The sequence below is a fragment of the Bacillus sp. mrc49 genome (genome assembly GCF_002803435.1).
Window position 1 is genome coordinate 1 of the sequence record NZ_PHNG01000590.1, and the last position, 843, is coordinate 843.

Annotated in this window: 1 protein-coding gene and 1 pseudogene; both read right to left on the reverse strand. The window is 39.0% G+C overall.

All coding sequences use genetic code 11. The features are described from left to right. Positions 1-227: 227 nt before the first annotated feature. A complete protein-coding gene (gene gpG, locus CVN76_RS06170) occupies positions 228-551 on the reverse strand; it encodes a phage tail assembly chaperone G (RefSeq protein ID WP_100530145.1) in 324 nt (107 codons plus the stop codon). A gap of 78 nt (positions 552-629) precedes the next feature. Then, a pseudogene (locus CVN76_RS30880) lies at positions 630-843 on the reverse strand (major tail protein); the annotation flags it as partial.

Consider the following 843-nt stretch of genomic DNA (forward strand, 5'->3'; position numbering starts at 1 on the left):
AATAGAAGCCATAAAAGCCCTATCCCTGCTTTGTTAAATGGAATTAAAGAAGTCTATTCCACTCATTCGCTCTTTTTCTTTTGCAGCTTCTTGTTTTTCGTGCATTAATTTCAAGAAAAAGTTAATGTCCATATTATCTATATCATTCAGTTTCCAGCCGGCGTCTAACAGATCCTTATAGAGTGTTTCTAAATTCTCCATAGATTTAGTAAAGCTGGCTTCCTCATTTACTTTCCCTCTGCAGCTGCTTCCTCATCTTCCCCGCCCAATACACTTGAAATAATTCCATTTAATATATCGGTCATAGTTGCCGCGGGTAGCCCGTCATAAACAGACTCTAAATTAACCTCTTCACTAGAAAAAAGAGAAGCTACTAATTCAACTAAATCGTCTATTTGTTCTAATTCGTTAGGAGCTTTTCCTTGAGCTGCCAATGTTTCCTGTTTAACACCAAAAGCAACAACACGGCGGAAAGCTGAGCCACTTACAAAGTCTTCGCTATATGTTTTAAATTTGGCTGTTTCGGGGTTTCTTAGTTTAAGTTTTATCATGATTAATTTCCTTCTTTCTGAGGGTCTATTTTTGTGGTTAGAAAAAAACAGGGGCCAGTATAGGCCCCGCTAAAAATGTTATGGTGCTGGCGGTACATAGCCTGGCAACATCAATGTTCTAAATGCTGCTTCTGTAAATGTTGGTTCTGTGCTGCGGCCTTTGCAATAAATAAGCCCATCGGATGAACGCGCTATAAATTCGCCGTTTACTGTATCTGTAGAAGGTTCTACGCCTTTGTCTTCTCCTGTTTTAAGCTCTACAGCGTCTATAGTAAATTTCCCTTTCGCTAAA